Origin of the sequence: Enterobacter cloacae complex sp. 2015409 (genome assembly GCF_041365315.1) — a bacterium.
Classification (GTDB): Bacteria; Pseudomonadota; Gammaproteobacteria; order Enterobacterales; family Enterobacteriaceae; genus Enterobacter; species Enterobacter pseudoroggenkampii.
Window position 1 is genome coordinate 77152 of record NZ_JBFTVM010000006.1, and the last position, 23528, is coordinate 100679.

General features: G+C 56.7%; 20 protein-coding genes. 8 read left to right on the forward strand and 12 right to left on the reverse strand.

What is annotated here, in order from left to right; translation table 11 throughout:
* Positions 1–112: 112 nt before the first annotated feature.
* The 4 genes from ACDO57_RS20595 to ACDO57_RS20610 all read right to left on the reverse strand — a co-directional run bounded on the left by ACDO57_RS20595 (position 113) and on the right by ACDO57_RS20610 (position 4278).
* Positions 113–475, reverse strand: coding sequence for a YibL family ribosome-associated protein (locus ACDO57_RS20595; RefSeq protein ID WP_370884526.1), 363 nt, complete (start codon positions 473–475; stop codon positions 113–115).
* Between the two features lie 58 nt (positions 476–533).
* Positions 534–1124, reverse strand: coding sequence for a mannitol operon repressor MtlR (gene mtlR / locus ACDO57_RS20600; protein ID WP_047347596.1), 591 nt, complete (start codon positions 1122–1124; stop codon positions 534–536).
* A complete protein-coding gene (gene mtlD / locus ACDO57_RS20605) occupies positions 1121–2284 on the reverse strand; it encodes a mannitol-1-phosphate 5-dehydrogenase (RefSeq protein WP_080690903.1) in 1164 nt (387 codons plus the stop codon). Before mtlD ends, mtlR begins: the two co-directional genes overlap by 4 nt.
* Before the next feature lie 86 nt (positions 2285–2370).
* Positions 2371–4278 (reverse strand): PTS mannitol transporter subunit IICBA, encoded by a 1908-nt coding sequence (locus tag ACDO57_RS20610; RefSeq protein ID WP_208763391.1) that lies wholly within the window; start codon positions 4276–4278, stop codon positions 2371–2373.
* 657 nt (positions 4279–4935) lie between these two features.
* Here ACDO57_RS20610 and ACDO57_RS20615 point away from each other — a divergent pair.
* From ACDO57_RS20615 to aldB, 6 genes are all read left to right on the forward strand, one after another.
* A complete protein-coding gene (locus ACDO57_RS20615) occupies positions 4936–5292 on the forward strand; it encodes a DUF3302 domain-containing protein (protein WP_024906600.1) in 357 nt (118 codons plus the stop codon).
* 2 nt (positions 5293–5294) lie between these two features.
* A complete protein-coding gene (locus ACDO57_RS20620; RefSeq protein WP_048992837.1) occupies positions 5295–6431 on the forward strand; it encodes an HlyD family secretion protein in 1137 nt (378 codons plus the stop codon).
* 90 nt (positions 6432–6521) lie between these two features.
* On the forward strand, positions 6522–7130 hold the full coding sequence (locus ACDO57_RS20625; protein WP_157188431.1) for a glutathione S-transferase: 609 nt from the start codon (positions 6522–6524) through the stop codon (positions 7128–7130).
* A 103-nt stretch (positions 7131–7233) separates the two neighbouring features.
* Positions 7234–8619, forward strand: coding sequence for an L-seryl-tRNA(Sec) selenium transferase (gene selA / locus ACDO57_RS20630; protein WP_370884527.1), 1386 nt, complete (start codon positions 7234–7236; stop codon positions 8617–8619).
* Positions 8616–10463, forward strand: coding sequence for a selenocysteine-specific translation elongation factor (gene selB / locus ACDO57_RS20635; protein ID WP_370884528.1), 1848 nt, complete (start codon positions 8616–8618; stop codon positions 10461–10463). Before selA ends, selB begins: the two co-directional genes overlap by 4 nt.
* Before the next feature lie 86 nt (positions 10464–10549).
* Entirely contained in the window at positions 10550–12088 is a 1539-nt protein-coding gene (aldB, locus tag ACDO57_RS20640) for an aldehyde dehydrogenase AldB (RefSeq protein ID WP_370884529.1), read from the forward strand.
* Here the strand turns inward: aldB and ACDO57_RS20645 are convergent.
* Positions 12085–13050, reverse strand: coding sequence for a LysR family transcriptional regulator (locus tag ACDO57_RS20645; protein ID WP_061716202.1), 966 nt, complete (start codon positions 13048–13050; stop codon positions 12085–12087). The two genes, aldB and ACDO57_RS20645, sit on opposite strands and share 4 nt — an antisense overlap.
* Positions 13051–13167: 117 nt before the next feature.
* Between ACDO57_RS20645 and ACDO57_RS20650 the strand changes: the two genes are divergently transcribed.
* Positions 13168–13908: a MipA/OmpV family protein gene (locus ACDO57_RS20650; protein ID WP_024906593.1), complete on the forward strand. Its 741-nt coding sequence runs from the start codon at positions 13168–13170 to the stop codon at positions 13906–13908.
* A gap of 69 nt (positions 13909–13977) precedes the next feature.
* Here the strand turns inward: ACDO57_RS20650 and ACDO57_RS20655 are convergent, their stop codons facing one another.
* On the reverse strand, positions 13978–15927 hold the full coding sequence (locus ACDO57_RS20655) for a glycoside hydrolase family 127 protein (protein WP_370884530.1): 1950 nt from the start codon (positions 15925–15927) through the stop codon (positions 13978–13980).
* A 10-nt stretch (positions 15928–15937) separates the two neighbouring features.
* A complete protein-coding gene (locus ACDO57_RS20660; protein WP_370884531.1) occupies positions 15938–17338 on the reverse strand; it encodes an MFS transporter in 1401 nt (466 codons plus the stop codon).
* Positions 17339–17563: 225 nt separating this feature from the next.
* Here ACDO57_RS20660 and ACDO57_RS20665 point away from each other — a divergent pair, with 225 nt between their 5' ends.
* Complete coding sequence (locus ACDO57_RS20665; protein ID WP_061716198.1) at positions 17564–18373, forward strand: helix-turn-helix domain-containing protein; 810 nt, start codon at positions 17564–17566, stop codon at positions 18371–18373.
* Here ACDO57_RS20665 and araD read toward each other — a convergent pair whose 3' ends face one another.
* The 5 genes from araD to ACDO57_RS20690 all read right to left on the reverse strand — a co-directional run bounded on the left by araD (position 18374) and on the right by ACDO57_RS20690 (position 23496).
* Positions 18374–19069, reverse strand: a complete 696-nt coding sequence (araD, locus tag ACDO57_RS20670) for an L-ribulose-5-phosphate 4-epimerase (RefSeq protein WP_061716197.1) — start codon at positions 19067–19069, stop codon at positions 18374–18376.
* On the reverse strand, positions 19063–19923 hold the full coding sequence (locus ACDO57_RS20675; protein WP_370884532.1) for an L-ribulose-5-phosphate 3-epimerase: 861 nt from the start codon (positions 19921–19923) through the stop codon (positions 19063–19065). The genes araD and ACDO57_RS20675 overlap by 7 nt, the downstream gene beginning before the upstream one ends.
* Before the next feature lie 2 nt (positions 19924–19925).
* Positions 19926–20579, reverse strand: a complete 654-nt coding sequence (ulaD, locus tag ACDO57_RS20680) for a 3-keto-L-gulonate-6-phosphate decarboxylase UlaD (RefSeq protein ID WP_061716196.1) — start codon at positions 20577–20579, stop codon at positions 19926–19928.
* Positions 20576–22081 (reverse strand): FGGY-family carbohydrate kinase, encoded by a 1506-nt coding sequence (locus tag ACDO57_RS20685; protein ID WP_370884533.1) that lies wholly within the window; start codon positions 22079–22081, stop codon positions 20576–20578. The genes ulaD and ACDO57_RS20685 overlap by 4 nt, the downstream gene beginning before the upstream one ends.
* A gap of 95 nt (positions 22082–22176) precedes the next feature.
* Entirely contained in the window at positions 22177–23496 is a 1320-nt protein-coding gene (locus ACDO57_RS20690; RefSeq protein ID WP_024909052.1) for an MFS transporter, read from the reverse strand.
* Positions 23497–23528: the final 32 nt, after the last annotated feature.

Sequence of the window (23528 nt, forward strand, 5' to 3'; positions counted from 1 at the left end):
GGAAATAATGGAATTGTGAACCGGGGGAGGATTGGTTGCGCTATTGGTTGGACCAATTCACACGAAGGGGAAAAGAGTAGGCCGGGTAAGCGCAGCGCCACCCGGCATGAAATCAGAACGCCGTCTTACAAAAACCCGTCATCTCTTTCAGGCCCATTTCGCGGCCAAGCTCGGTCATCGGGTGTACCACCACCAGACCACGGACGCTTTTCTTCAGCTTGCCCATGTCGGCCTGTTCTTTTTTGGTGATCGTACGACGGTGCGGCATGTCCATCAGCTTCTGCGCTTCTTTGCTCAGCTTCTGGCCTTTCACTTCGCGCAGGCGCTCGATTTCTGTTTCCAGCGTGGCGACCTCTTTTTCCAGCTCGGCGTACTTCTCGGCGGACTCGACCAGTGACAGGCCCGCCATCTGGTGACGGATCAGATCCAGGCGGTCGCTCAGGCGTTTAATTTCGTTCTTTTCGACTTCTTTCATGACAAATAACTCTGAAAACGGGGAATTTACAGGGAAGGATACACCAATGTGAGCAGGCTTACTTCTGAAACGCTTTTTTTAAGCTGATTCGTGAAATCAGCTCAGTCAGGGAGAGAACCATCGTGGAACGGACAACCTGTTGATAACGCAGCTTTTGCATCGCGTAGAGCTCAGGGTCGCTGTTATCAAAATGGGGAGCAGGGGGCAGCGCGGTGACGCAGTGCAGCTCGCCGAAGGGCCCCAGGATCTCATCATCGGTAAAGGTGTACTCGTTACCGTCATGATTGAGTTCTTCGCGCAGCGCCATTAACAGCTCCGCATCTTCATACTCTTGCCGGTTCAGCACGCCAAGACCATAAATCAGCTTCAGACGCACGGATAAATCGCCCAGCGGTCCGTCTCCGTCCAGTAACGGTTCTACAGCATATTTTACCGCGTAGTCGTCTTTGCGAAACACCTGAAGCACCAGGATATTCACCGCCTCGGTTAACAGCTCGACGGCGGCAATCAGGAAACTTCGTACGGTTTTGCCAGCATTCAGACGCTCAAGCACACGATTTTCAAAGGCCTGGGTTTGTTCCATTATTGCCTGCATATCTGACAATCTGTTATCTGGGCGCAGGCTAACCTGCGCCGCATTCTGCATCATTTGGTTGCGTTGTATGCGTTAACCGCCTCCACAACCACGTCGCTGTTGGCGTCCAGACCGGAAATCTGCGCCAGCGCAGCCTGTGCGCCTTTGGTATCAATCAGCTGAGCCAGTTCCTGCGCCTGCGGGTCCTGTTCGCTGCGGTAGTGCATTGCGGCGGCAATCCCTTTCACCAGGTTGGCGTGCGGCAGACCGTATTCCAGCGTGCCCAGCAGCGGCTTAATCAGGCGATCGCCCGCGCTCAGTTTGCGCAGAGGCTGACGGCCCACGCGCTCAACGTCATCTTTCAGATACGGGTTTTCAAAGCGACCGAGGATTTTCTGGATGTATGCTGCGTGTTTCTCAGCATCAAAACCGTAGCGTTTGATCAGCACCGCGCCGCTCTCTTCCATTGCCCCTTTTACCACCGCGCGGATCTTCTCATCGAGGATCGCGTCACGAATGGTCTGATGACCGGCCAATTTTCCGAGGTACGCGGTTATAGCATGCCCGGTGTTCAGCGTGAAGAGTTTGCGTTCGACAAATGCCATCAGGTTATCGGTTAATTCCATTCCCGGAATGGTCGGCAGGGCGCCTTTAAACTGGGTTTTATCAACGATCCACTCGCTGAAGGTTTCCACGGTCACTTCCAGCGGATCGTGGGTGGCGGATTCGGACGGCGGAACGATGCGATCTACGGCGGAATCCACAAAGCCGACGTGCGCTTCAACCCAGGCTTTATCTTCGTCTGCTACAGCGTTAAGAACGTGGCCTTTCAGCTGCGTGGTGCCGCGCACCATGTTTTCACAGGCGATGATGTTCAGCGGGGTGTCGATGCCCTGCGCTTTACGTTTTGCCAGGCCTTTCGCGACCGCAGGAGCGATGCGCTCAAGGACGACCGGACCTACGGCAGTGGTGACCAGATCGACGCTGGCGATAAGGTCGATAACGTCTTCACCGATGCTGCTGACCGCGTTGACGCCCGATACCGTCTCGACCTGCTCATTTTCACCGACCACATGGACCTGATAGCTATGACGCGCATTCAGGGCATCCAGGACGACCTGATTCACATCGGCGAATGTCAGCGTAATGCCCGCGTCTGCCAGCAGTTTACCGATAAAACCACGACCGATATTACCTGCGCCAAAATGTAATGCTTTCATAGTGTTAACCTTCATCAATGTTTTTACCCGAGAGGGCTGGGGTGAGGAACGTTTTCCCCCTCACCCTAGCCCTCTCCCCGGGGGGAGAGGGAGGAGTACCGTTATTTGTTAAGCAGAGCCAGAACTTCGTCAACGCTTTCAGTCTGTGCCAGACGCTCGATGACGGACTCATCATCCAGCGCGTTGGTCAGGCTGGTAATCACCTGAATGTGCTCGTTGTTGCGAGCGGCGATACCAATCACCAGACGGGCGATGTCGTCTTCTTCTTCACCGAAGCGCACGCCCTGCGGATACTGACAGAATACGACGCCAGTTTTCAGGACGCGATCTTTCGCTTCAACCGTACCGTGCGGCACCGCGATGGATTCGCCCAGGTAGGTTGGCGTCAGTTTTTCGCGTTCCAGCATCGCGTCAACATATTCAGGCTGAACGTAGCCGCCTTTCACCAGCTGCTCACCGGCAAAGCGAATCGCGTCTTCTTTGGTTGCCGCGGTACGGCCGAGGAAGATGTTTTCCGCACCCAGTTTGAACAGGTGGGCATTGCTCTCGTCAAAGCTGTCCTGCAGGCTGGAGCGCACTTTCACTTCGTTATCTTCGTGACGCTGCGCGGCAACCAGACGTTCGGTCAGGCTGGTGTACAGGCCGCTGTCGAGGAAGTTGGTCAACGAGATATGCTGTGCCTGTGGTACCTGACGCATGGCGCGTTCGGTCAGATCGCGGTGCGTGATAACCAGGTCAACATCCGGCGGCAGGCTGTTAATAGCGCTGTTGGTCACGGAGATGTTGGTCAGGCCCGCATCCTGCACTTTCTTACGCAGCACGCCTGCACCCATTGCGCTGGAACCCATACCGGCATCACAGGCAACGATGATTTTACGCACGTGGCTCAGGTCGTTAGAGACATCACCTGCTGCCAGTGGCGTCGCGCCTTTGGATTCGGCTTTCATGTCGTGCATACGGCGGGTTGCCGCTTCAATGTCATCATCTTCTTTCACTTTGCTGGTTTTCAGCAGGATTGAAGAGACCACGAAGGAGACGGCCATTGCCGCAAAGATCGCCGCGATGTTTGCGAAGTAAGCCCCTTTTGGCGTCATCGCCAGTACCGCCAGGATAGACCCCGGAGAGGCTGGAGAAACCAGACCACCGCCCAGCACGCTCAGGGTGAACACACCGGTCATACCGCCGAGGATAACGGCCAGGATCAGACGTGGGTTCATCAGCACGTACGGGAAGTAAATTTCGTGGATACCGCCCAGGAAGTGGATGATCGCCGCACCGCCAGCAGACTGTTTGGCGCTGCCGCGGCCAAAGAAGATGTACGCCAGCAGAACACCCATACCTGGGCCTGGGTTGGCTTCAATCAGGAAGAAGATAGACTTGCCGAGATCGTGAGACTGCTGGATACCCAGCGGCGAGAAGATGCCGTGGTTGATGGCGTTGTTAAGGAACAGGATTTTCGCCGGTTCAACGAAGATAGACGCCAGCGGCAGCATCTCGTGCGCCACCATGAAGTTAACGCCTGCCGCCAGAATTTTGGACAGCACTTCAACCGCAGGGCCAATGCCGAGGAACGCCAGAATGGCGAGGATCATCCCGATGATGCCCGCAGAGAAGTTGTTCACCAGCATTTCGAAGCCGGATTTGATCTTACCATCAACCCAGACGTCGAATTTCTTAATCGCCCAGCCGCCCAGAGGACCGGCAATCATCGCCCCGAGGAACATCGGCATATCCGCACCGACGATAACACCCATGGTGGTGATAGCACCCACGACGCCACCACGGTCACCGCCCACCAGACGACCCCCGGTGAAACCGATGAGCAGCGGCAGGAGATAGGTAATCATTGGGCCAACAAGTTTCGCCAGCGTTTCGTTAGGCAACCACCCTGTCGGAATGAACAATGCGGTGATGATACCCCACGCGATAAACGCGCCGATATTTGGCATCACCATGTTGCTGAGGAAACGACCAAAGCTTTGAACTTTGATCTTGAAATCGGATGACATAAAACACCCCTTCTTCTGTTTACGCTTAGGCTTGTGGCCCGAGGTTTATTGTTAATGAGGCGGCAGAGGTAGCCGGACCCTGTTCTGATGCTGTGAAATCTGGCACTGAATCGTTCAACTGTCCAGATAGGGAAAATTTGTGTGATGCGCGTCACGTAAAGGCAGGGGGTAGGGATATCAATGAAGTGATCTCAATCACAAAATTTGCGGGCAAAAAAAATACAATGGCGACAAAAAAAGCAAAATCCACCCTTTTATGTGATTGTCATCACGTTTTGTTCTGGTGGGTTTGTTTCTGGATTGTGACTGATTTCACAAAATATTTTTATGCGGATTTCTCCGGCTGTGATCGGCGGCAAACTCTGATTCGTGATTCAGCGCCAGGATGATATTGCACGACACGATAAGCTAAAAAACCACTTTTGATGTGTGGTATGGCGAAAAGTTAAAAGGTGGATTACGCTCATATTGTAAGGTTAAGTCTATTATTATTCAGGATATATTTTGACACGCTTATAAACTTGCATGGAGATATTATAAAAATACATACTTCCCGGCCCTGGGAATAATGAACACAACCCCGTGTTTATAAAAATTAATTAGGTTGCGTACCGTTTTATTAATTTAATGAGTTGACGTTGTTTAAGTGAGGAGAATATGTTTCTCAACTATTTTGCGCTGGGCGTATTGATTTTTGTATTTCTGGTTCTGTTTTACGGAATCATCGCCATTCATGACATCCCTTACAATATGGCCAAAAAGCGTAACCATCCGCATGCCGATGCAATTCACACGGCAGGGTGGATTAGCCTGTTTACGCTCCATGCCATCTGGCCGTTCCTGTGGATTTGGGCCACCCTGTACCGCGAAGATCGTGGCTGGGGTATGCAAAACCACATTACAAAGCCTGATGAGGTCCCGGGCATGGATGCGCTCGCCAAACGCGTGGCGGAACTCGAACAAAAGCTGGCCGCGGTAAAGCCTGCTGCTGATAAGAACACGCTGGAGCGCTAATCATGGATCTGTTGATTATTTTGACCTACGTGGCATTTGCCTGGGCCATCTTTAAAATATTCCGAATTCCGGTCAACCAGTGGACGCTTGCCACCGCAACATTAGGCGGCGTATTTATTGTTGCCGGACTTATTCTGTTAATGAACTATAACCACCCGTATACCTTTACGGCGCAAAAAGCGGTTATTTCTATTCCAATCACGCCGCAGGTGACCGGTGTGGTCAGCGAAGTGACCGATAAAAATAATCAGCTCATTAAAAAAGGCGAAGTGTTATTTAAACTGGATCCTGGCCGCTACCAGGCACGCGTCGACAGACTTCAGGCCGACCTGGTAACCGCGACGCACAATATCGATAATCTGAAAGCGCAGCTGGCGGAAGCCGTTGCCAATACCACGCGCGTCTCCGCTGAACGCGATCGCCTCTATAAAGATTATCAGCGCTACCTGAAAGGCAGCCAGGCGAAGGTGAATCCGTTCTCTGAAAGCGATATCGACAACGCGCGGCAGAACTATCTGGCGCAGGATGCGCTGGTGAAAGGCTCCGTGGCTGAACAGGTGCAGATCCAAAGCCAGTTAGACAGCATGGTGAACGGTGAACAGTCGCAGATTGCCTCCTTACGCGCCCAGCTTGCCGAAGCCAAATACAATCTGGATCAGACCGTGGTGCGTGCACCAAGCAATGGTTACATCACCCAGGTGCTGATCCGTCCGGGAACCTATGCCGCCGCGCTGCCTCTGCGCCCGGTGATGGTCTTTATTCCTGAACAGAAGCGTCAGATTGTGGCCCAGTTCCGTCAGAACTCGCTGCTGCGTCTGAAGCCGGGTGATGAAGCGGAAGTGGTGTTTAACGCGCTGCCGGGCCAGGTGTTCTCCGGGAAGCTCACCAGTATTCTGCCGGTGGTGCCGGGGGGGACCTATCAGGCGCAGGGCGCGCTGCAGTCGCTGACGGTCACTCCGGGTAGTGATGGTGTGCAGGCCATCATTGAGCTGAACCCTAACGCGGAGGTCGATGCGCTGCCAGACGGTATTTTTGCCCAGGTGGCGGTCTATTCGGACCACTTCGCCCACGTCTCGGTCATGCGTAAAGTGCTGCTCCGTATGACCAGCTGGATGCACTACCTCTACCTCGATCACTAATCCTTCCAGGGCAGGAATGCGACACGCAGACCTGCCCTTTTTTCATCGCTTGATCCATACTGACTTTTTTGCAGCATCAAGGATCAGGCAATGAAACTCATCGGTAGCTACACCAGTCCCTTCGTGCGAAAGATCTCGATTCTCCTGCTAGAGAAGGGGATTGAATTTGAATTCATTAATGAACAGCCCTACAACGCGGAAAACGGCGTTGCGCAGTACAACCCGCTGGGGAAAGTCCCGGCGCTGGTGACGGACGAGGGCGAATACTGGTTCGATTCCCCGATAATTGCCGAGTATATCGAGCTGCTGGGCGTTGCCCCGGCCATGCTGCCGGCTGACCCAAAAGCGGCGCTGGCAGTGAAGCAAATCGAAGCCCTGGCCGATGGCATTATGGATGCGGCGTTAACCTCCGTACGTGAACAGGCCAGACCCGCCGCCCAGCAGTCGGAAACGGAACTGTTACGCCAGCGGGAAAAAATCAGCCGCAGCCTGGACAGGTGCGAGCAGCTTATCCGGGAGGGTAAGATTCACCCCGACAGCCTGAACCTGGGGACCATCGCCATCGCCTGCGCCATCGGCTATCTCAACTTCCGCCGCGTCTCCCCGGGCTGGTGCGTCGACCGTCCGCTGCTGGTGAAACTGGCAGACACGCTGTTTAGCCGCGAGAGCTTTGCCCGTACAGAACCGCCAAAGGCTTGACGCGGGTTATAACACTTCGGCGTCGGAGGCGGTACAATCCCTCCACATGTTAACTCCCTCTCCCGTCGGGAGGGGGGAAGATATTTACTCGCCAGGCGCTTTCATGACTACTCATCATTCGCTGTACAGCCAGATCCCCGCTATCGACCGTCTCCTTCGCGAGCCCCGCATTCATGCTGTTGTTGAGCGCTTCGGCCATACCGCGACGGTGGAGATGTTACGCCTGCTTCAGGACGAAGCCCGATGCGCTATTCAGTCAGAAAACGTCTTGCCCGACTGGTGCACGGCGTGGGAGCAGGAAGTTGAACGCCGGCTGGATGAGAAAGCGCAAAGCGCGTTACGCCCGGTGATTAACCTGACCGGTACCGTACTGCATACCAACCTGGGCCGCGCGCAGCAGGCAGAAGAGGCTGTCGAGGCGGTTGTACAGGCCATGCGAGCGCCCGTGACGCTGGAGTACGATCTGGACGGCGCCGGACGCGGGCACCGCGACCGGGCGCTGGCGGAGCTGCTGTGCCAGCTGACCGGCGCGGAAGATGTCTGCATTGTGAATAACAACGCCGCTGCGGTGCTGCTGATGCTGGCGGCCACCGCCAGCGGTAAAGAGGTGGTAGTATCCCGCGGCGAGCTGGTGGAGATTGGCGGGGCGTTTCGCATTCCGGACGTGATGCGCCAGGCGGGCTGCACGCTACATGAAGTGGGCACCACCAATCGCACCCATGCGAAAGATTATCGCGCGGCGGTGAATGAAAATACCGCCCTGCTGATGAAGGTCCACACCAGCAATTACCATATTGAAGGCTTCACCAAAACGGTTGACGAGGCGGAGCTGGCGGAAATAGGGCGTGAGCTGGATATCCCAGTGATCGCCGATCTTGGCAGCGGCTCGCTGGTGGATCTAAGCCTGTACGGGCTACCAAAAGAGCCGATGCCGCAGGAGATGATTGCGGCGGGCGTGAGCCTGGTCAGCTTTTCTGGTGACAAGCTGCTTGGCGGGCCGCAGGCCGGGATTATCGTCGGCAAGCGCGAGCTGATTGCGCAGCTGCAGCAGCATCCGCTCAAGCGCGCCCTGCGCGCCGATAAAATGACGCTTGCCGCGCTGGAGGCGACGCTGCGGCTCTATCTCCACCCGGAGAAACTGGCCGACCGCCTGCCCACGCTGCGCCTGTTAAGCCGCGATGCCGCCTCGATTCGCGCCCAGGCCGAACTGCTGCTGCCGCGCATTGCCCCACACTACCCCGATTTTGACGTTCGCATTGAGCCCTGCCAGTCGCAGATTGGCAGCGGTTCGCTGCCGGTGGACAGGCTGCCGAGTGAAGCGCTCACGTTCACGCCGCGTGACGGGCGCGGCAGCCATCTTGACGCCCTGTCGTCGCGCTGGCGCGGTCTCTCGACGCCGGTTATCGGGCGGATTTACGACGGCAGAATGTGGCTGGATCTGCGCTGTCTTGAAGATGAAGAGCGATTTCTGGAGATGTTGTTGAAATGATTATTGCCACCGCCGGTCACGTCGACCACGGAAAAACCACGTTGCTGCAGGCGATTACTGGCATTAACGCCGACCGCCTGCCGGAAGAGAAAAAGCGCGGCATGACCATCGATCTGGGTTATGCCTACTGGCCCCAGCCTGATGGCCGCGTGCTGGGCTTTATAGATGTTCCGGGGCATGAAAAGTTTCTGTCCAACATGCTGGCGGGAGTGGGGGGCATCGATCATGCCCTGCTGGTGGTGGCCTGCGATGACGGCGTCATGGCGCAAACCCGTGAGCACCTGGCGATCCTGCAGCTGACCGGCAACCCGCAGCTGACCGTGGTGCTGACCAAAGCCGATCGCGTGGATGACGCACGCGTCAGCGAGGTACGTGAAACGGTCCAGGCGACCTTGCGGGAATATGGTTTTGCCGACGCGTCGCTTTTTGTCACCGTGGCGACAGAAGGGCGCGGTATCGAGGAACTTCGCCACCACTTACAGCAGCTTTCGTCGCGCAATCACGCCAGCCATCACCGCTTCCGTCTGGCGATTGACCGGGCGTTTACCGTCAAAGGCGCGGGTCTGGTGGTTACCGGTACGGCGCTGAGTGGTGAAGTCAGCGTGGGAGATTCGCTCTGGCTGACGGGCGTGAACAAACCGATGCGCGTGCGCGGGCTGCACGCGCAAAACCAGCCCGCTGAACGTGCCCATGCCGGACAGCGTATCGCGCTGAACATTGCCGGGGATGCAGAAAAAGAGCAGCTTAACCGCGGCGACTGGCTGCTGGCCGATGCCCCACCGGAACCGTCTGAACGCGTCATTGTTTCCCTGCAGACACACATGCCGCTGACCCAGTGGCAGCCGCTGCATATTCACCACGCGGCCAGCCATATCACCGGGCGCGTGTCGCTGCTGGAAAACGACCTTGCCGAACTGGTATTCGATTCCCCGCTCTGGCTGGCAGACAACGATCGTCTGGTACTGCGTGATATTTCCGCGCGGGAAACGCTGGCCGGGGCGCGGGTCGTCGCGCTGAATCCACCTCGACGCGGCAAGCGTAAATCTGAATATCTGCAGTGGCTGGCCGCGCTGGCGCAGGCCAGCGATGATAACGCCGCGCTGCGGGTGCATCTCGATCGCGGAGCGGTAAGTCTGCGTGATTTTGCATGGGCACGCCAGCTGAGCGAGGAAGGCCTAATCCAACTGACCCGGCAGCCGGGCTTTATTCAGGCTGGAAACAGTCTGCTTAATGCCCCGGTTGCGGCACACTGGCAGCGTAAGATACTGAATACGCTGGCGACGTACCATGAACAGCATCAGGACGAGCCAGGCCCGGGCCGTGAGCGTCTGCGACGCATGGCGTTGCCGATGGAAGACGACGCGCTGGTGCTGCTGCTGATTGAAAACATGCGCGAAAGCGGGGTGATTAAAAGCCACCACGGCTGGCTGCATCTGCCGGATCACAAGGCCGGATTCACCGCAGAGCAAGAGGCGATATGGCAAAAAGTCGCCACGCTGTTTGGTGATGAGCCGTGGTGGGTTCGCGATCTGGCTCGCGAAACCAACACCGATGAACAGGTGATGCGTCAGGTATTGCGCCATGCGGCGCAGCAGGGGCTGATAGTCGCGATCGTAAAAGATCGTTATTACCGTAACGATCGTATTGTGGCGTTTGCCAATCTGATCCGCGAGCTGGATCAGGAGCGGGGCTCCACCTGCGCGGCCGATTTCCGCGACCGGCTGAACGTGGGCCGCAAGCTGGCGATTCAGATCCTGGAGTATTTCAACCGCATCGGCTTTACCCGCCGTCGCGGTAACGATCATTTATTGCGAGATTCGTTGTTATTTCCTGAAACTCCGTGACCTCCGTCGTAAACACCGTTACCGGCTGGCGAGAAAATCGCCAGCCGGAACTACCCTTGTTGTACACCAACAGCAAGGAGACGGTCATGACAAACAATCCTCCCTCATCGCGTATCCAGCCCGGCGAGTATGGTTTTCCCCTCAAGCTGAAGCCCCGTTATGACAACTTTATTGGCGGCGACTGGGTCGCTCCCGTCGACGGCGAATACTATTCCAACCTGACCCCGGTTACCGGCCAGTCGCTGTGTGAGATTGCCAGCTCCGGCAAGCGCGATATCGACCTGGCGCTGGATGCGGCGCACAAAGCGAAAGAGAAATGGGCTCATACCTCCGTTCAGGACCGCGCAGCTATTTTGTTCAAAATCGCCGACCGGATGGAGCAGAATCTGGAGCTGCTGGCGACGGCGGAAACCTGGGATAACGGCAAGCCTATCCGGGAAACGATGGCGGCTGACGTGCCGCTGGCCATCGACCACTTCCGCTATTTTGCCTCCTGTATTCGCGCTCAGGAGGGTGGAATAAGCGAGGTAGACAGCGACACCGTGGCGTATCACTTCCACGAGCCGCTGGGCGTCGTCGGGCAAATTATTCCGTGGAACTTCCCGCTGCTGATGGCGAGCTGGAAAATGGCGCCCGCGCTGGCGGCCGGGAACTGTATTGTGCTGAAACCGGCGCGTCTGACGCCGCTCTCAGTGCTGCTGCTGATGGAAATCGTTGGCGATCTTCTGCCGCCGGGCGTGATTAACGTGGTCAACGGTGCTGGCGGTGAGATAGGGGAATATCTGGCGACCTCGAAACGGATCGCTAAAGTGGCGTTTACCGGGTCGACGGAAGTGGGCCAGCAGATCATGCAGTACGCTACGCAAAACATCATTCCGGTGACCCTTGAGCTGGGCGGGAAATCCCCGAACATCTTCTTCGCGGACGTGATGGAGGAAGAGGATGCCTTCTTCGATAAAGCCCTGGAAGGCTTTGCGCTGTTTGCGTTTAACCAGGGCGAAGTCTGCACCTGCCCAAGCCGCGCGCTGGTGCAGGAGTCCATCTATGAGCGCTTTATGGAGCGGGCCATTCGCCGCGTTGAGTCTATCCGCAGCGGTAATCCGCTCGATAACGTCACGCAGATGGGCGCGCAGGTCTCGCAAGGACAGCTGGAGACTATCCTCAACTACATCGACATCGGCAAGAAAGAAGGGGCGGATATTCTGACCGGCGGACGCCGTAAAGTGCTGGGAGGAGATCTGCAGGAAGGGTATTACCTTGAGCCAACGATCTTGTTCGGTCAGAACAACATGCGCGTCTTCCAGGAGGAAATTTTCGGACCGGTGCTGGCCGTGACCACCTTTAAAACGATGGAGGAGGCGCTGGAGATTGCCAACGACACGCCATATGGCCTGGGGGCAGGCGTCTGGAGCCGCAACGGTAATCTGGCCTATAAAATGGGCCGCGGCATTCAGGCCGGGCGCGTCTGGACCAACTGCTACCACGCCTATCCGGCGCACGCGGCCTTTGGCGGTTATAAGCAGTCGGGCATCGGGCGTGAAACCCACAAGATGATGCTGGAGCATTACCAGCAGACGAAATGTTTGCTGGTCAGCTACTCCGATAAACCGCTGGGGCTGTTCTAATCGCCCAGCTCAGGCCGTCCATGGGCGGCCTGAGCAATTTGCTGGCGCAGGCAGTTCAGAACGCCGTCCAGGACGTATTGCACACGCCAGGGCTGGTATTCACGTTTGCGGAAGATGGCCGTCAGATCGAGCCACCACTCCTCCTGATGCGGGAAGCAGGGGACCAGCATCCCCTGCGTTAATTCTTTCTTCAGACTCTCTTTGGGTGCAAAAACAATCCCAAGATTATTTCTTGCCAGCTCCAGGGCCGTCTGCGTATTGTCGCAAATATAATTACCGGTCACCCGGTAGTCGTGCACGTTATCACTGCCATGCACGCGGAAACGCCAGATGTTCGCATCATCGACCAGCATGGAATCAATAAGAATGCAGGAGTGATTAATTAAATCTTCAGGTCCCGTTAAGGGATGTTTATTTAAATACTCTACGGTTGCGAATGCCGTAACGGAATATTTTGTCAACACGCTGGCGACCAGGCTTTCGTCTTTCGGTTGCGCATAGGTAATTAAAATATCGCAGTCATCAGGAAAGGAAACGCCTTCTGAAAATTCATTGCGGTCCAGATTGTAGGTTTTCAGGGAGATGCGAATGTCACCGATGTCTTCTATCTGATGGATCACGTGGCGCGCGAGATAGGTCACGATACCTGTGGGGGCATAGATTGTGACCTTTCCGCGCTTTTCATGCTTATAATCAGCAATGAAATTAACGAGTTGACTGTTCTTATCCAGCGTGGCATTAACGTAAGGGAGTAACGCTTCACCAAACTGGGTCAGGGCCAGCTGGCGCGTGGTGCGCTCAAACACCTTCAGTCCAACCCGCGTTTCAAAATCAGACAGATATTTACTGACGTTGGCCTGCGCCATGCCCAGCAGGGCCGCGGCATCACCAATGCTGTGGGTGGCTGCGATGACGGATATAATTTTTAATTCGCGTGGCTTTAGCTGTAATTTATTCATCATGCGCACCCATCTATATGATTTTATATATAATATTATATAAACCGCAGCGTTGCATTGGCAAATTTGTAACCATTATTATGCGCCTCGCTTGTTTGGCATTTTAATGGATTACATGTAATGACTATTAAATACAATTTACTCATCGCTGCCACGTTATTTGCAACATCCTCAGCAATGGCCGGTGACTTTTCACTTGGAGCGGGGGCTGTATTTAATGAGTCTCCTTACAAAGGCTATAACGAAAATACTACCGCAGTACCGTTAATTAGCTATGAAGGCGATCGTTTCTATGTTCGTCAGACCACTGGCGGATGGATCCTGTGGAAAGACGCAAAAAATGAATTCAGCCTGACCGCGTCGTGGATGCCACTGCATTTCGATCCTGATGACAACGACGACCATCAGATGAAGCAGCTGGATGAGCGTAAAGCGTCTGCCTTCCTCGGTGGCGCGTACTACCGCCATGAGAGCTGGGGTTCGCTAAAAGTGGCGGTCTCTGGTGATGCCATGGATGAAAGCGGTGGCGTGATCGGCGAGGTATCTTACTTCCGTCCAATCAGGATGGAGCGCCTGACCCTGACGCCTTCTGTTGGTGTGTTCTACAGCGACGAAAGCTATAACGACTACTACTATGGCGTATCCGGCAGCGAGTCTCGCCGCTCAGGACTGGATCAATACACCGCTGGTGACAGCTGGACGCCATACGTTGGGCTGGCGGCTAAATATCAGTTAACCCAGAAGCTGTACCTCAACGCCAGCGCGGTCTACACCGTGTTGCCTGACGACGTGAAGAACAGCCCGATGATCGACCGCGACGACAGCTTCGCGCTGATGACCGGCCTGACCTGGCGTTTCTGATGGGGTAAAGCCTGTTTACTCCCTCTCCCGTGGGAGAGGGATGGGGTGAGGGCAACAGGCCGCAGAAATTCAACCTTCATCCACCCAGATCCGCATTTCTCCTTCTCCCCGGTTAGCCCAGCTAAACCAGGGAATAAAGGTCAGCGTGCGGGGCTGACGTTGTACCGGCGAGCGATCGTACTGCCACAGCGCATCCGTGTCCTCCACGTGACACCCAATCCCCTCTGCCTGTACTAGCATCTTGTGCGCGAAAATCCCTTTCCCTTCAAAGACCCTGAACTCGCTGTTTTCAGGCAGAGAAAGGTGATGCAGATTGGCGCCGTTATCGGCCTCTTCCAGGCAATAAACCAGAGGTCCGCGCTGCAGGGCGACTTTCCCCGCCTGCTGGCGGACCTGTGGGTTGCCATACACACGGCGAACCGGCATAGGTAACGTTAGCGTAATGTCGTCACCCTCCTGCCAGCTGCGGGTGAGATAAAGGTATCCACGGGAGATCTCGCCCGTTACCGCTTCTCCATTTAATGAAACGTCAGGCGCGGCACACCAGTCTGGCAGCCTCAGGGCTAGCGTATGCGTGACGGGAACAGGCGAGGTAATGTCGATTTTTACCTGTTCATGCCACGGATAGTTACCGCTAATTCGCAGCGCCAGGGTTTCGTCTCCAACCGGTATGGCAACATCGTTGCCCACGTAAAGGTTAATAAAAAGCGCATCCTGGCGGACGGTATAAATGTAGTGCCCCAGTGACGTCAGCACGCGGGCGATATTCGGCGGGCAGCAGGCGCAGCCAAACCAGCGCTGGCGGACGGGCTTCACGTGATCGTAGATATGGTTGAACGCCAGGGTTTTCGGATGGACTTCCAGCGGGTTCACATAGAAGAAATGCTTACCATCCAGCGCCATTCCACCCAGTACCGTGTTGTATAGCGCGCGCTCCATTACGTCGGCGTAGTGGCCGTCGGCCTCCATCTCCAGCATCCGGCGGGCAAACATCATCAGGCCGATGGAGGCGCAGCTTTCGGCGTACACCGTATCGTTGGGCAGATCGTAATCGCTGCTGAACGCCTCGCCGCTGCTTTGTGAGCCGATTCCACCGGTAATATACAGCTGGCGCTGCGCCATGTTTTTCCACAGCCGCAGGCAGTCCCGCCGTTTATCCTCGTCATGGCTCAGGCGCGCCAGATGCGCCATGCCCGCCATCAGATAGACAAAACGCACCGCATGGCCGACGGCCGTTTGTTGTTCCGAAAGCGGCTGATGCGCCTGGCTGTAGGCTTTGTCTTTGACCATCCAGGCCGGGCCATAGGTGTTCCAGTACGACGTTCTGCCGCGCTTCTCGTATTCGATATCGTAGAAGTGAGGCTGAACGCCGCGTTGCTCGATGAAATATTTCACCAGAGTGAGATAGCGGGGCTCCTGCGTGATGTCGTAAAGCCGCATCAGCGCCAGTTCGATTTCCGGATGGCCCGGATAACCGTGTAGCTGGTTCTCGCCGGGGCCAAACACGCTGTCGATATGGTCTGCCAGCCTGCACACCACCTCCAGCAGACGGCGTTTTCCGGTGCCCTGAAAATACGCTACGCCCGCTTCTATCATATGTCCGGCACAGTACAGCTCGTGACACTCGGCCAGATTCGTCCAGCGTTCGCCCGGTGCCTTTACCGTGAAGTACGTGTTGAGATAACCGTCTTCACACTGCGCCGCAGCGACCAGCTCAATCACCTCGTCGGCGGTTTTCTCCAGTTCAGCATCAGGCTTCTGGCACAGCGACCACGCCACGGCTTCCAGCCATTTCGCCACGTCGCTGTCCTGAAATACCATGCCGTAGAATTCACCCTGCTCCAGACCCGCCGCAATGCGGAAGTTGGTGATGGCGTGGCTGGGTTCGGCTTCCGTCACGCGGTCGTTTAGCGCATCCCACTGGTAGGGGATCACCACCTCACGTACCAGACGTTGATACTGCCCGAGAAACGGGTCGTTAATTTTCAGTTTATGCAGATCGGCTTCCATTATGGACATCGTGTTCTCCTCAGGAGGGTACGTGACGCTGGCGCAGGTCGGTAGCAATGCGCGACATCATAGGGTTGTTGAGTCTGCACCAGCGGATAGAGACGGCCAGCAGCAGATGGAAAAGGGCGGGGAGCAGCGTCTCCATGGCGGTGATGCCCTGCAGCGAAGCAGGCGTCTGGTTGCCCGCACCGGGCTGGTAGGCCACGGCGATAAACACCAGGCTGATGATCCCGGCGCTGGAGGCCCACGCGAGCTTGATGAAAAACAGGTTGAAGGCGAAGTTCATGCCCGACGAACGCACCCCGGTTTTCCACTCGCCATAGTCGTCGGCAAAGGCCATCAGCGAGAAGTGCAGCGGCAGGGTAAACCCGAGAATGACGCCGTTGCTCAAAATGACGATTAGCCACAACGTCTGGTGCGCCGGGCCGCCAGGCAGGAACCACATTCCCACCGCGAGCGCGGCGAGCACCAGGTTGGTGTAGTAGTAGAGTTTGACGGTATCAATACGGCGCGACAGCGGGCTGACGATGACCGCCCCCAGAATGGCGGCAAAAGTCACCATGGTGAAAAACAGCGAGGTATAGGCGGTACTGCCCTGCAGCACGTATGTGATGAAGTACATATACCCGCCGCCGCGAATGTTGAAGACGTTAATCAGCAGAAATGACATCACCAGCATCAGCAGCAGCTGATCGTTTTTACGCAGACCGGCCAGATGCTCGCGCAGGGTAAATTTCCCCATCAGCGCCAGCGGAACACGCTCGCGTACCCAGAAGAAACAGCACAGGAACATCACCACCGCGATGGCGCACAGCACCCCGACGCCAAGCTGATACCCTTTCGCGGCATCTCCCTGGCCTAACTCCGCGACCAGCCACGGCAGGCCCACGGAGACCAAAAACCCCGCCACGCCGCAGAGCACAAAGCGCCATGACTGGCAGGAGATCACCTCATTGTGACGGGTGGTCATGGTGTTAATCAGCGCGCAGTAGGGAACGTTGATGGCGGTATAGCCGACGGACAGCAGCAGATAGGTCCCGAATGCCCAGGCGATTTTCACGCCCATGCTGGCTTCCGGAACGGTGAAGGTCAGCACGCCGATAACTCCGATCGGGAAGGCGACCCACAGCTGCCACGGACGAAAGCGCCCCCAGCGGCTTTGCGTGCGGTCGGCAATAATGCCCATTACCGGGTCGGAAATGGCGTCAAATACGCGCAAGGCAATAAACAGCGTGCCCACGAGCGCAGGGGTCAGGCCAAAGACATCAGTATAGAAAAAGGTCAGAAAATTCATGATCAGGCAGGTAATCACCGTCCCGCCCGCGTCGCCCAGGCCGTAGCCAATTTTTTCGCGCACGGACAAGTGGCCCTCTGTTGCCTCTTGTGTCACGTCTGATTCTGTAATCGGTGTGGAAGTCATGAAGTAACTCCTCGGTAATCGAATTTATTATCGTATTTGTGCAAGGTACGCATTTATTCTGCACCGAACGAAAAGGCCAACAAGGGAAGGGAAAAGTATAAAAAGATGACGATTCCGACCTGATGATAAAAATGTGATTCCGATCGGACAGTTATTCGAATATTGATTAATAATCAAAGCGTAAGTTGAATATCAACGGCAATAAAAGCGGAATGGTGAATATCCATGCTTGAATTATCCATAGCGCTTCCGATTAAGGTTCAAAATGGCGGGTTATTTATCTCCCGGGGCGTGGGCCGCCACCCTGCGCGAAAATTAACGTCGTGGGAGATTATTTTTGTCGAAAAAGGGACATTAACGATCCAGGAAGAAAGCACGTTATTTGAGGTAAAAGCAGGAGAGAGTTTGCTGCTTTGGCCAGACCGACGCCATGTGGGCGTGGGCGACTTTCCGGCCGATCTTAAATTTTACTGGCTGCATTTTGAGGTTGAGCATCACCCGCCCCGGTTGCCCAATCTGGCAATCGAACAACACTGCCGCGTGAGGGATGCCCAGTATGTGATTTCTCTTTTTCGCCAGTTCCTGAGCGAGCAGGAGAAATTACGGCGAAGCGTGGCGCTGGAAATCATTTTATTACTGATTTTGCAGCAAATTTCTATTTCATCAGGCTATGAAGATAACGCAGATGAAGCCGGTGCGGCAATGGCGTGGAAGGCGAAACAGCTTATTCGCACGCAGTTTCATTTACCGCTTTCTACCTCGCAGCTGGCAAAAGCGTTGCACTGCAATGCCGATTATCTCGGGCGCGTATTTCGCCGGACGTTCCATTTAACCCTGACGGAGGCGATACATCGCCAGCGCGTCAGGGCGGCGGAAAAGCTGTTGCTGGATGGTTCTGCCTCGCTTACCGAAGTGGCAACCCGCTGCGGCTTTAATGACGTGGGATATTTTCGGCAGATCTTTTCAAAGCATACCGGGCTAACACCCGCCGTCTGGAAACGGCGGTACTGTAAAGAGCATATCAATTCCGGCTGATCACTGGCCGTAATAGGCATTTGCCCCGTGCTTGCGCAGATAATGCTTGTCGAGCAGCTCCTGCTGCATAACCGGAAGCTGTGGCGCGAGCTGGCGAGAGAACAGGCCCATATAGGCACACTCTTCCAGCACGACGGCATTGTGGACCGCATCGGCAGCGTCTTTACCCCAGGCGAACGGGCCGTGGGAGTGGACCAGCACCGCCGGGATCTGCATCGGGCTGAGATCGCGCTCCTCGAAGGTTTTGATGATCACTTCACCCGTCTGATATTCGTATTCTCCGGCAATCTCTGCCGCGGTCATCAGGCGCGTGCAGGGGATCGCCCCGTAGAAATAGTCCGCGTGCGTTGTGCCCCAGGCGGGTAAATCCTGTCCCGCCTGTGACCAGATGGTGGCGTGGCGGGAGTGGGTATGCACGATGCCGCCAATCTCCGGATAACGACGGTACAGCGCAAGATGGGTGGGCGTGTCTGAAGAGGGTTTTTTATTTCCCTCGACCACTTCGCCGGTAGCGATATTCACCACCACCATATCCTCCGCCGTCATCACGTCATACTCTACGCCGGAGGGCTTAATCACCATCGTGCCGCTTTTGCGGTCCACTGCGCTGACGTTGCCCCAGGTGAACGTCACCAGCTGGTGGGCGGGCAACGCCAGGTTAGCCGCCAGTACCTCGGCTTTAAGTTCGTCTAGCATGTCATGCCTCCTTCCTGCATACGGGCTTCAATCCAGCGGCGCGCCTGGATAATCTCCAGCACCGGCTCTTTTGCTTTTTCAGTCCACATCTCAATCAGAAACGCGCCGCGATAGTTCAGTTGATTCAGCGTGTTAAACACGCCGACAAAATCGACGCAGCCCTCGCCAAACGGCACGTCGCGGAACTGCCCGGGGCTTTGCGCGGTGACGGGCTGGGTGTCTTTCAGGTGAATAGCCGCAATGCGGTCAATGCCCAGCGTCAGCTCGGCGGTGACGTCGTTGCCCCACGCGCTCAGGTTGCCAACGTCCGGATAAACGCTGAACCACGGCGAGGCGAGCATGTCGTCCCACTTTTTCCATTTGCTGATGGAGTTCATAAACGCGGTATCCATGATCTCTACCGCCAGCATTACCTGCGCGGCGGCGGCCTGCTCTACCGCCCACGCCAGCCCGTCGGCAAAGCGCTGTTGCGTGCCTTCGTCGTGCTCTTCGTAGTACACGTCATAACCCGCAAGCTGGATGGTGCGAATGCCTAAGTCACGCGCCAGCCTGATGGCTTTGATCATGATTTCGCGGGCGCGTAGGCGCACGGTTTCATCGCGGCTGCCAAACGGGAAGCGACGGTGGGCAGACAGGCACATGGACGGGATAGACACCCCGGTTTCCAGCATCGCTTCAACCAGAGAGGCGCGCTGCGCGGTGCGCCAGTCGAGGCGCGATAATCGCTCGTCGGTTTCATCGACCGACATCTCGACAAAATCGAACCCGCAGCTTTTCGCCAGTACCAGCCGCTCGGGCCAGGAGAGATCTTTTGGCAGCGCTTTTTCGTAAATCCCTAACGGATGCTGACGCATGGTTACGCTCCCCAGATGTCGCGAATATTCGAATGGAATGCCTGCGCCACCTGCGGCGGATTGACGGCGCCAGCCAGTGCGCGCCCGGCAATAAAGGCTTTAACGTTGAACTGCTTAAACAGCGGCAGGTCGGCGGGGGTGATGCCGCCGGTAATCGAAAGCTGTAAACCGATGTCGGAGAGCGCTTTCATTTTCGCGAGATCCGCTTCGCCCCACTGCTGACCGCTCGCCTGTGCGTCGCGCCCGCGGTGGTAGATTGCCTGTTTCACGCCGACGCGATGCCATGCGCGCGCGTCGTCCAGCGTCCAGTTACCAAAGAGCTCCATCTGGATTTCACCTCCGCAGCGCAGGGCCACCTCGTGGCCTCGTTCAACGGTTGCCAGCGGGGCGGCACAGATGATGGTCATCCAGTTCGCGCCCGCGCCAAACGCCTGTTCTGCCAGCGTTTCTCCGGCGTCGGCCACTTTCCAGTCCGCAACGATGATTTTATCCGGACACTGCTCGCGCAGGGCGCGCACGGCGTTTAGCCCTTCGGTCAGGCACAAAATGGTGCCCGCTTCGACGATATCAACGTGATCGGCAAGCGTCGCGACGTCACGCTGCGCGGCCTGAAGAGAGGTATGGTCGAGCGCCAGCTGCAGTAATGGTCGGCTCATAGGTTGTTCTCCTTAACTCGGGCGTGATAGCCCTGTAGTGCTGAAATCAGTAGCTGATAGCGGTGATATTTGCGCTGATAGGCCGCATGGGCGCGCATGTCGGGCTCGATGACCCGGATGTCATGTTTGAGCGCGCGCTGCGCTGAGTGGAAGTCGGTGAACACACCGGTGCCCACCATCGCCGCCAGCGCCGCGCCGGAGCAGCCTGTCTCTTCCACCTGCGGCAGCTCAATCGCCAGCCCGCTGACGTCCGCGAGCATTTGCATCCACACGTCCGAATGGGTCGGGCCACCCGTCACGCGCAGCGCCTGCACCTGAGAAAAGCGCTCAAGCATGCGGTTGAGGTGGGTCATGTGGCAGAACACCACGCCCTCATAAACCGCCTGTAGCAGGTGCGCGCGGGTGTGTAGCGCCTGCATCCCGTAGAAGCCGCTGGTCATCTCCAGCCCGGCGTTGCTGCCGTAGAGGAACGGCAGGAAGTACACATCGCTTTCGGCTTTCGGCAGGCTGGCGACGGCGTGGTTGATCTCGCTGAACGACATGTCACCCCACTGTGCGGTGAGCCACTCAAGGTTGCCGGACGAGGTGGGGCTGGCTTCGTGAACGATATACTGCTGCGGGTGCACGTAGCGGCCATAGACGTACGGGAAGGGTTCGTTGTCGCGAAGCGCACTGGCGATACCGCTGGTGACGGCCCAGGTGCCTAGCACGGCGTTCAGCGTGTGCTCGTCCTGCAGTCCGGCGCAGAGCGCGGTGGAAACCACATCAAAAAGTCCACCCACGACGGGCGTGCCCGCAGCGAGACCGGTAAGGGTGGCTGCCTGAGCGGTGATTTCCCCGCAGATTTCTGCTGAACCGACAATTGGCGGCAGGGCGCCGTCAATCTCGCTGATACCGAGCCAGCGCGTAAGCTGTGGGTCGTATTTCCCGGTATTCATGTTGTAGAGATTGGACTCGGAGATGTTGCTCTCTTCGCAGCCCTTCACGCCGGTCAGGCACCAGCGCAGATAGTCGTGCGCCATCATTACGCTACCAATCTGCTGATAGCGCTGCGGCTCATTCTCTTTGACCCAGCGCAGAAGCGAGGCCGGGTGCCCGGTCCACAGCGTCTGGCGCGTATGCGGGTAGAGTTTTTCGGGAATGCCATCCTGCTGCCAGCGCTGCACAATCTCCAGCGCACGGCGATCGGAGGAGAGGATGGCGTTACCCAGCGGTTGGTCCTGTTTATCTAGCAGAAACAGCCCCTTACCCTGAGCAGAAATACCGACACCTTTGATCTGGGTGCCGTTTACGCCGGAATGTTTGAGCAACGCGGCAACGGTAGCGTGGCAGTGCTGCCACAACTCATGCATATCCCGCTCGGCGTAGCCCGCTCGCGGGCTGAGCGTGGCAACGGAGCGACGTTCGATACAGACTTCCTTGCCCTGGCTGTTGTATAAACCGGCTTTCAGATAAGTACCGCCACAATCGATACCCAGCCAGAAGGGCTCTTTTTCACTCATCTTCATCTCGCTTATTCGCCGGGTGACGCTTCGCTTACCCGGCCTACGGTTCGGTTTTCTCCCTCTCCCCGTGGGAGAGGGCTGGGGTGATGGCATCAGGCCGCACGTTTATGTGGAGTCACCGTGGGATTGGGCTCTGCGCCGGCATCGCATTTCGCCGGTAACAGCAGAGCCAGCAGCGACGCCAGCGCCAGAGAAACGGCCAGGCAGTAAACGCCTGCATCTTTGCTGTACAGGGTGATAAGCACCCCAACCGCATATGGGCCACAGAAGCCACCGAGGTTGCCCAGGGCGTTGATCACGCCTCGCGCGCCGCCCGCCATCTCAGCGCTGAACAGTCGCGCCGGAATGGTCCAGAACACGCCCGCGGCGGATTGCAGGAAGAACCCGCAGCCCACCAGTGCGGCATAGGCCAGCCAGGTACTCTCTTTCAGCGCCACGGAGAGGAACATGCAGAGCGCGAAGCCAATCAACGGCAGGGAGACAAACAGCTTGCGCTTGCCGGTGCGGTCAGAGAGCGTGGAGAACAGGAACATGCCCGCAATGGCCCCGATGTAAGGCAGGATGGCGAGCATGCCCACCTGACCGATGCTGGTGTGCGTCAGCTCTTTCAGGATGGTCGGCAGCCAGAGCGTGTAGCCGTAAATCCCGGTCTGATAGAAGAAGTTCAGGGCGATCAGTTGCCACATGGTTTTGTCGGACAGCACTGCGCCGAGCGACGCGTTTTTCACCTCTTTGCCAGCGATGGCCTGCTGTTCAGCCGCCAGCGTTTGCACCAGATAGTTTTTCTCCGCCTCTGAAATCCAGCGCGCTTCCTGCGGCCGGTCGTACACGGTGAACGCCCACAGCACCAGCACAACGACGGACATTAAACCTTCAATGATGAACAGCCAGCGCCAGTCGAGCGCGGTGATGATCCAGCCCGACAGCGGGGCGGTGATGATCCCGGCGATGGGCACGAACATGATCACAATCGCGTTGGCGCGACCGCGCTCGGCGTCCGGGAACCAGTTGCTGATCATGGTGAGCACAACGGGCAGCATCCCGCCTTCCGCCACGCCGAGTAAGAAGCGCAGCACCAGCAGCTGATACTGATTCGTCACGAGACCCGTAAGCACAGAGATCACCGCCCAGGCAACCAGCGACCAGCCGATAAACTTCTTGCCGCTGCCGTGCACGGCAATCTTGCCGCCGGGAACCTGCAGGAACAGGTAGCCGATAAAGAAGATCCCACCCGCCAGGCCTGCCATTGTTGCGGTAATACCTAATTCTTCATCCATACCACCCGGCATCGCAAATGCGATATTCACGCGGTCCATATATGAAATAATGCAGGCGATAAGAATGGGAGGAATGATTCTTAACCAGCGCTGGCGCGGAATGTCCGCATGTAGAGCATGAGTAGAAATATTCATAGTTAATCTCTCAGTAAGGTAACCGGAATAAA